The organism is Streptomyces spiramenti (assembly GCF_012034385.1).
Classification (GTDB): Bacteria; Actinomycetota; Actinomycetes; order Streptomycetales; family Streptomycetaceae; genus Streptomyces; species Streptomyces spiramenti.
Genome location: NZ_JAAVJB010000244.1, coordinates 1 through 7,037, shown reverse-complemented (window position 1 = coordinate 7,037; position 7,037 = coordinate 1). Strand labels below are relative to the sequence as shown.

General features: G+C 77.1%; 7 protein-coding genes and 1 pseudogene. 2 read left to right on the top strand and 6 right to left on the bottom strand.

Annotated elements, in window-relative coordinates; translation table 11 throughout:
- The 4 genes from HCJ92_RS20615 to tsaB all read right to left on the bottom strand — a co-directional run.
- Positions 1-1,731, bottom strand: a 1,731-nt coding sequence (locus HCJ92_RS20615) for a hypothetical protein (RefSeq protein ID WP_167935115.1), incomplete at its 3' end; no start/stop codon positions are given.
- 345 nt (positions 1,732-2,076) lie between these two features.
- On the bottom strand, positions 2,077-2,331 hold the full coding sequence (locus HCJ92_RS20610) for a hypothetical protein (RefSeq protein WP_167935114.1): 255 nt from the start codon (positions 2,329-2,331) through the stop codon (positions 2,077-2,079).
- Between the two features lie 109 nt (positions 2,332-2,440).
- A complete protein-coding gene (gene rimI, locus HCJ92_RS20605; protein ID WP_167935116.1) occupies positions 2,441-2,929 on the bottom strand; it encodes a ribosomal protein S18-alanine N-acetyltransferase in 489 nt (162 codons plus the stop codon).
- A gap of 41 nt (positions 2,930-2,970) precedes the next feature.
- Positions 2,971-3,651 carry a tRNA (adenosine(37)-N6)-threonylcarbamoyltransferase complex dimerization subunit type 1 TsaB gene (gene tsaB / locus HCJ92_RS20600; RefSeq protein WP_167935113.1) on the bottom strand — a complete coding sequence of 227 codons (681 nt, stop codon included), beginning with the start codon at positions 3,649-3,651 and terminating at the stop codon, positions 2,971-2,973.
- 241 nt (positions 3,652-3,892) lie between these two features.
- Between tsaB and HCJ92_RS20595 the strand changes: the two genes are divergently transcribed.
- Entirely contained in the window at positions 3,893-4,552 is a 660-nt protein-coding gene (locus tag HCJ92_RS20595) for a L,D-transpeptidase (protein WP_167935112.1), read from the top strand.
- Between the two features lie 105 nt (positions 4,553-4,657).
- Here HCJ92_RS20595 and tsaE read toward each other — a convergent pair whose 3' ends face one another.
- Positions 4,658-5,272 (bottom strand): tRNA (adenosine(37)-N6)-threonylcarbamoyltransferase complex ATPase subunit type 1 TsaE, encoded by a 615-nt coding sequence (gene tsaE, locus HCJ92_RS20590; protein WP_167935111.1) that lies wholly within the window; start codon positions 5,270-5,272, stop codon positions 4,658-4,660.
- Positions 5,273-5,445: 173 nt separating this feature from the next.
- The gene (alr, locus tag HCJ92_RS20585; RefSeq protein WP_167935110.1) at positions 5,446-6,669 is read right to left on the bottom strand and encodes an alanine racemase; all 1,224 of its coding nucleotides are present in this window, start codon (positions 6,667-6,669) and stop codon (positions 5,446-5,448) included.
- Between the two features lie 276 nt (positions 6,670-6,945).
- Here alr and HCJ92_RS25675 point away from each other — a divergent pair.
- Positions 6,946-7,037: pseudogene (locus HCJ92_RS25675) on the top strand (dihydroxyacetone kinase subunit DhaK); the annotation flags it as partial.

The window sequence follows — 7,037 nt, the reverse complement described above, 5'->3', positions numbered from 1 at the left end:
CGCCGCCACCAGGTCGCGCAGCTCGGAGGCGGCGGCGGTCCGCAGCCGGCGGACGGTGGGCCGGGAGGGGCCCTGCGCCTGGACGCGTTTGCGGAGTTCGGCCTCCAGCGCGCGGTCCTTGGCGCGGGCACGCTCGGCCGGGGTCAGGGCGGTGGACGGGCCGTGGCGGCGGTGGCCGACGACGGCGCCGGCCCCGAGGAGGATGCCACCGAGCAGCAGCGCGCCCATCACACCGGCGGCGATGCCGCCGCCGAAGTCCTCGTCGTAGATGGATCCCAGCGTGCGGTCGCCCTCCAGGTCGGGCGCCTCGTACCAGTCCTGGTCGAGGGTGCGTTCCCACCGGTCCGGGTCGGGCTCGGCGGTCGCCAGCTCGCCGAGGACGACGTCGAGGACCTCGGCGTCGGTGATCCGTTCCTCGTCCTCGCGCGCGGAGTCGGCGGCCTCTCGGACGGAGTCGCGGATCTCCCGGAGCGGGAGCGCGGAGCCGTACCCGACGAGGGTGACGTCCTGGCGGCCCGGTTCCAGCAGGACGTAGGTGCCGTCCTCACCGGTCTCGCCACGGAGCAGGTGTCCGAGGTCGTCGACCCGGTAGCCGACCTCCGCGTCCCGGTCGGAGGCGACGGTCAGGACGTAGGCGGGCTCGGGCAGCTCCGCGAGGCGTTCGGTGATCTCCGCCCGCTCCTCGGCGGTGAACGGCGGCGGCAGCTCCGGGTCGACGTACAGCGGGGCGTCGGCGAGCCCGGCGGCGAGGCGGTCCACCCGGAGTCCGAGGTCGTCCTCGGTGGGGAGCGCGTGGTCGTGGGTGAGGGTCTCGTCGAAGACCTGCGGCGCCACCAGCGGCACCGCGGCCCCGGCCAGCACGGCCAGCGGCACGCCCACCAGGAACGGCCACGTACCCCGGCGGCGGGCCAGCCGCACCGCCCCCGCGGCGCCCAGCACCACCAGCGGGAGCCCCACGAGGCCGAGCCCGGTGAGGAACGCCTGGTTCCGGCGGTCGGTATGGGAGATGAACATCTTCCCGGGCCGGTCGTCGTAGTCGCGAGCGCGCACCTCGGCCAACCGGTTCTCGGTGTCGCCGTCGAGCAGGGAGTCGACGAAGGCGGTGACGACCCGCAGCGCGCCGGCGTCGCGCGGCAGGTCCTGCGCCGCGATCTCGGCTGCGGCGTCCGCCGGGAGATCGGTGCCGAACGCGGCGGCGTGGGGCCGGCCGCCGCTCAGCAGCAGGTAGACGCCGTCCTCCCCCACGCGGTCGTGGACCCGCGCCAGCATGGTGCGGGCGTCGCCGCCGTTGACCGCGCCGTGCGGCAGGACCAGCAGGAAGGCGGACACGTCGAGCCGTTCGAGCTGCTCGGCGTAGAGCGGGGCCGTGGAGCGGGGCACCGAGCGGGGGACGGCGTCGCTGATGTAGACGGGGTCCTCGGCCAGCCGCTCGGCGAGGTGGGCGGCCTGCCCTGCGGACACCTCGGGTTCGCCCCCCGCGTCCGCCACGTCGTCCGGAGCGGGCGCCCCCGGTGCGCCGTCCGGCTCACCCGGTTCGGCGTCCGTACGGCCGCCGGGCCCGGTCCCGTCCTGAGCGGGCAGCGCGGCCGGCGCCCCGACCTGCGACGCGCCGACTGCCCCGGCCTGCGACGCGGCGGCGGACTGCGCGGTCGCGCCCACGGACGCCAGGACCAGTGCGGTCACCGTCGCGACGAGGCGGGCCCGTATCGGCCCGTCTCCGCTCGCCCTCATCGGGCCTCCCCCTGCTCAGCCACGGTGCGGCCGGTCCGTCCGGCGCGGCGGCGCGGGTCGGTCGGTCACGGTCCAGGCACCCGGGCCGGTCGGAGCCGGGGTGGTCGGGACCCGGCCCGCCAAGGCATCGTATGCGCGCCCGCGCGCGCTCCGGCGGGCCGTGACGGAGTTGTTGCGTGCCCGGTACACGTGGTCGACCGCAGGTGGCGAACACCGCGCCGAGTGCGACCCGCACGACGGTCGGCGGGCCCCGGCCTCCCCGTGCGGCGCGCCACCCGCACGGCGGTCGGTGGTCGGCACGGCCGGGCCGGTCGGTGGTCGGCACGGGCCGGGTCGTCGGCGGCCTCAGACCTGGCGGAACCGCCAGCGGTGCACCGGCCGGGCGATCAGGTCGGACTCCGGGGTCGGCAGTTCCGGTAGCTCGGCCGACACCTCGTCCTCCCCCTCCCACCAGGTGATCACCAGGACGCGGTCGCCGGGCGCGGCGAAGGTCTCACGGCGCGAGGGCTCGGTCGCGAGCCGTTGTCCGCGCGCCCAGCGCAGCAGCTCCTCGCCTCGTCCCTCTGCCGCCTTGGCCTCCCACATCAGGGCGATGGTCACGGTGGTGGTCCTTCCTCGTCGTCGCCCGCCGCCGTGCTCCGCGCCGGCGGGCCGGTTGTGTCGGCCGGGGTGCGTGCCGGCCGGGGTCGCGCCGGGGCCGCGGTGTCGATCACGCGGGTGGTCGGTGGCCGGCCGGTGCCGGCCCCGGCGGCTGCCGGGTGTTGTCCCTGCGCATGACCAGGGCGTCCATCCCGGCGGCCTGGTAGTAGTTCTTGCGCACTCCGAGCGGTTCGAAGCCGTGGCGGCGGTACAGCCGCTGGGCCGGTTCGTTGTCGGTGCGCACCTCCAGGAAGACCTCCTGGCTGCCGAACGCGGTGGCAGCGTCCAGCAGTTCGCGCAGCAGCCGGGTGCCGAGCCCGGTGCCGTGGAGCTCGGGGGCGGCGGCGATGGTCTGGACGTCGGCGCTCTGCCCGGCGGCGGCGAGACCGGCGTACCCGGCGAGCTTGCCGTCCGGGCGGAGCGCGACGACGTAGTGGCGGGTCCGGGCGGAGCCCCGGGCGTGGGCGAGCTCCGACCAGAACATCCCGGCCGACCAGGCGTCCTCCGGGAAGAGCCGTTCCTCCAGCGACAGGACCGGGTCGATGTGCCACCAGCGCATGGTGGCGATCCGCACCCCGCCGTCGGTGGGCGAAGCGGTGGTCACGAGTCCCGGGCCGGCGGCGCCGGCGGAGTGACGACCTTGTACCCGGCGGGCACCTGAGCGTCGGGGCGCCGCAGGTACAGCGGTGACGGCGAGGCCAGTTCCTCGCCGGCGGCCAGCCGTTCGGCCGCCAGGGCCGCCAGGGCGGCGGCGGAGGCGTGCGCGGGGGCGTCGGGGAGGAGACCGGGGAAGTCGGCGGCGTACTGGGCGGCGCCCGCCCCGAGGGCGGGCAGCGCGCGCACCTCCTCGGGCAGTTCCGACGGCCGGCCGACCTCCGGCTCCCCGGTGCGGTGCCGGGCGTCCTCGTAGCGGGCCCAGTACACCTCGCGGCGGCGAGCGTCGGTCGCCACGACGAACGGCTCGGTCAGGCCGGAGGCGTACGCCAGCGAGTCGAGGCTGCACAGGCCGTGGACGGGGACGGACCGGGCCGCCGCCAGGGCCGATCCGGTGGCGATCCCCACGCGGAGCCCGGTGTACGGCCCGGGGCCGACACCGACGACGATGCCGGTGAGCTCGTCGAGGGTGCGGCCGGCCTCGGTCAGGACCCGGTCGACGGTGGGCAGCAGCAGTTCGCCGTGGCGGCGGGCGTCCACGGTGTCGCCCGCGGCCAGGACGCGGGTCCCGTCGTGGAGGGCAACGGTGACGGCGGGGGTGGCGGTGTCGAGCGCGAGCAGTAGCACGCCCCCCAGTTTATGGCGGCGCCCGCGCCCGGCCGTCCCCGCCGCCGCAGGTGCACCCGCCGCGGCGCCGCACGTCGCATCCGGGCGGCCTCCGGGCGGCCTCCGGGCAGGAGGGGCGGTGGGCGCAGTGCGCGGGCGGCCGGTTCCGGGATGTGGGGGGCGGTGGGACTGCTACCGTCGTCCCCGGCCCTCTCCGGGTCCCTTCATCCGATGTTCCGAAGAGAACAGGCGACAGCTCATCGTGGCACGCGGCAGCTCCGAAACCCACGCCTCTCCCGGAGCCTTCGTCTCCGTACTGACCGTCGTCGCGCTGGTGGTCGTCGGCTTCTTCGCCTACCAGGCGTCAGCGGCGGACGGCGACGCCCCGAGCGCCTCGCCCCCCGTCTCCGAGCAGTCGCCGGACGGCGAGGACGGCGAGCACTCCCCCGGCGAGGAGCCCACGGGCGACGCCCCCGAGGGGGCGGACGACGAGCCGGAGGGGAACGGGGAGGCCGGTGGCGAGGAGCACCCGCTGCCCGCGGAGTCCGGCGACGGCAAGCGGGTCGTGTACGGCCTGGCCGACCAGCGGGTGTGGCTGGTGGACCCGGCGGACGACGGCCTGGGCGACGAGATCACCGCCACCTACCCCGTCCACCGCAGCTCGGTCGACCCCGATCCGGGGAGCTACCTCGTCAGCGCGAGGACCGAGCGGATCACCGGATCGGACGGTGTCCCGATCGAGAACGTCATCGGGTTCGACGCCCCCGGCGCCGTCGTCTTCGGCTTCTCCACCGCCACCGACGGCTCCACCCCGGACCCCGACTCCACCACCCCCACCGGCGGTATCCGCCAGTTCGCCACCGACGGCGAGGCCATGTGGGAGTTCACCGAGGTCGGCACCCCGGTCGTCGTCGTTCCCTGACGGTCGTCCCCCGACGGTCGCCGTTCCACGCCGCTCCCGGCGGGGGCGGGCGGCCTCCGGGAGCGGTCCGCCCGAAGGGGGCAGACCTCTCCCGCCGCCCGACCGTCAGTCGGTGCCCGGCCCCGACGGCTCTTCGCCGCCGTCCAGCAGCGCCGCGAGGTCGACCCCGGCCCAACGCGGGCCGACGCCGGTGAGGGTGACGACGCGCGGTGCGTCGCCGTCCAGCGCGCTCCAGTCCGTTCCGCCGTCGACCGCCGCGCCGCCACCGGCGCCGGTGGGCCGCTCCAGCCGGACCAGCAGCCGGCTGTCCGACAGCTCCTCGACCTTGCCCTCGCCCCACTCCACGACGACCACCGAGTCGGGCAGCGCCAGGTCGAGGTCGAGGTCCTCCATCTCGTCCAGCCCGCCCGCGAGCCGGTAGGCGTCGACGTGGACCAGCGCGGGACCGTCACCCAGCGACGGGTGGACCCGCGAGATCACGAACGTCGGCGAGGCCACCGCGGAGCGGACGGCGAGTCCTTCGCCGATACCGCGCGTCAGCGTCGTCTTGCCCGCGCCCAGCTCCCCGCTGAGCAGCACCAGGTCACCGGCGCGCAGCAGTGCCGCCAGCTCGCGGCCCAGCCGCATCGTGCGGTCGGCGCCGGCGACCGTACCGGAGGCGTGCCCCCGGCTGTCGGTCCGTCCGGGGTGCTCGCCGGTCGGGGTGGTACCCGCGCTCATCGTCGTGCCGTCTCTCCGTCGTCGCGTGCCGCCGGCGACGCGCCCGGAGGCGGGCGCGTGGGGCGATCCCGTGGATCCGTCCGCGTGCGGCGGCGGGGCGTCGGGCGCCCCGACTCCGGATGGTACGCGCCGGGCGCCCAGCGGGCGGCGCGTTCACGGCCCGGCCGGCCCGCTCAGCCCAGGTGGACGCGGGGTACACGGGCCCCGATGCGGGTGACGATCTCGTAGCCGATCGTCCCGGCCGCACGGGCCCAGTCCTCCGCCGTCGGCTCCCCCTCGCGGCCGGGTCCGAACAGCACCACCGGGTCGCCCTCGGCGGCGGTGTCCCCACCGAGGTCCACGACGAACTGGTCCATGGCGACCCGCCCGGCGACGGTGCGCCACTTCCCCGCCAGCAGCACCGGACCGGTGCCGGAGGCGTGGCGCGGCACCCCGTCGGCATAGCCGGCGGGCACCAGCGCCAGCGTCGTCTCCCCCGGGGTGCGGTAGCGGTGGCCGTAGCTCACGCCGTGGCCGCCCGGCACCCGCTTCACCGAGGCGAGCGACGCCCGGAGCGTCATGGCGGGGCGGAGGCCGAAGTCGCCCGGCAGCCCGACCTCGGGCGACGGCGACAGGCCGTACACCGAGACACCGGTGCGGACCAGGTCGTAGTGGGAGGAGGGCAGGGTCAGCGTCGCCGGCGAGTTGGCGAGATGGCGGACCTCGGGGTCGAGTCCAGCGCGCGCGGCGGTCGCCAGCGCCTCGCGGAACACCCCCTCCTGTGCGGCGATGGACGGGTGCCCGGGCTCGTCGGCGCAGGCGAAGTGGGACCACACCCCGGTGACCCGGAGGACGCCCTCCGCCTCCGCCTCGCGAGCCGCCGCGACCAGCCCCGGCCACTCGGCCGGGGCGCAGCCGTTGCGGCCGAGTCCGGTGTCCACCTTCAGCTGCACCCGGGCCGTGCGGCCGGCCGCACGCGCGGCGGCGCGGATCTCCCGGAGCGCCCAGTGCCCGGAGGCGGTGACGTCGAGCTCCGCCTCGATCGCCTCGCGCCACGGCCCGCCGGGCGTCCACAGCCAGCACAGCACCCGCCCGGTGTCACCCGCCGCGCGCAGCGCGAGGGCCTCCTGCGGGGTCGCGGTGCCGAGCCAGGTCGCGCCGGCCTCACGTGCCGCCCGCGCCACCGGCACCGCGCCGTGGCCGTAGCCGTCGGCCTTGACCACGGCCATCAGGTCGGCGCCGCCGGCGGCGCGGGCACGCAGCGCCCGTACGTTGTCGCGAACGGCCCCGAGGTCGATCTCCGCCCAGACCCGGCCGCCGGTGGCCGGGTGCGGGCCCGGTGCGGCGGCGTCCACCGGCGCGGACACGGAAGGTGCCGCGCCGGTCGTCGGGAGGGTCGGGTTCTCGGGCTCGCTCATACGGCAATTCTCGCAGCACCGCGGCCCCGACCCGTCCGCCGCCACGGCCGGGCGACCGGGCTCCGCCCCCGGTGGGGGCGGCGCGGGGCCACGCGGCGGAGGGCTGGACGGTGGCCACGGGGCGCTCCCGGTCGGAGCGCCGCTCGCGGACGACCGGGTCGGGACCGGTGAGCCGCCGTCCGGGCGACCGGTGGGCGGCCCGGGCGACCGGGCTGCCGGTGGGCAGCAGCCCTGGTGGTCGGCACCTCGGCCGGGCGGCAGCTCGGTCCGTCGGGGCGGCGCGTGCTCGCCGCGCGCGGGGTGGTGGTGGCCCGTACGCTCGTCGGGAACTACGTGACGTCGTTGGACATGGCCGGCTGCTCGGTGAC

Bases quoted from the DNA above. Each gene is read 5' to 3' on its own strand.
- rimI (WP_167935116.1), bottom strand. From the start codon at position 2,929: ATGCGCTGGTGGCACATCGACCCGGTCCTGTCGCTGGAGGAACGGCTC.
- tsaE (WP_167935111.1), bottom strand. From the start codon at position 5,272: ATGAGCGCGGGTACCACCCCGACCGGCGAGCACCCCGGACGGACCGAC.
- alr (WP_167935110.1), bottom strand. From the start codon at position 6,669: ATGAGCGAGCCCGAGAACCCGACCCTCCCGACGACCGGCGCGGCACCT.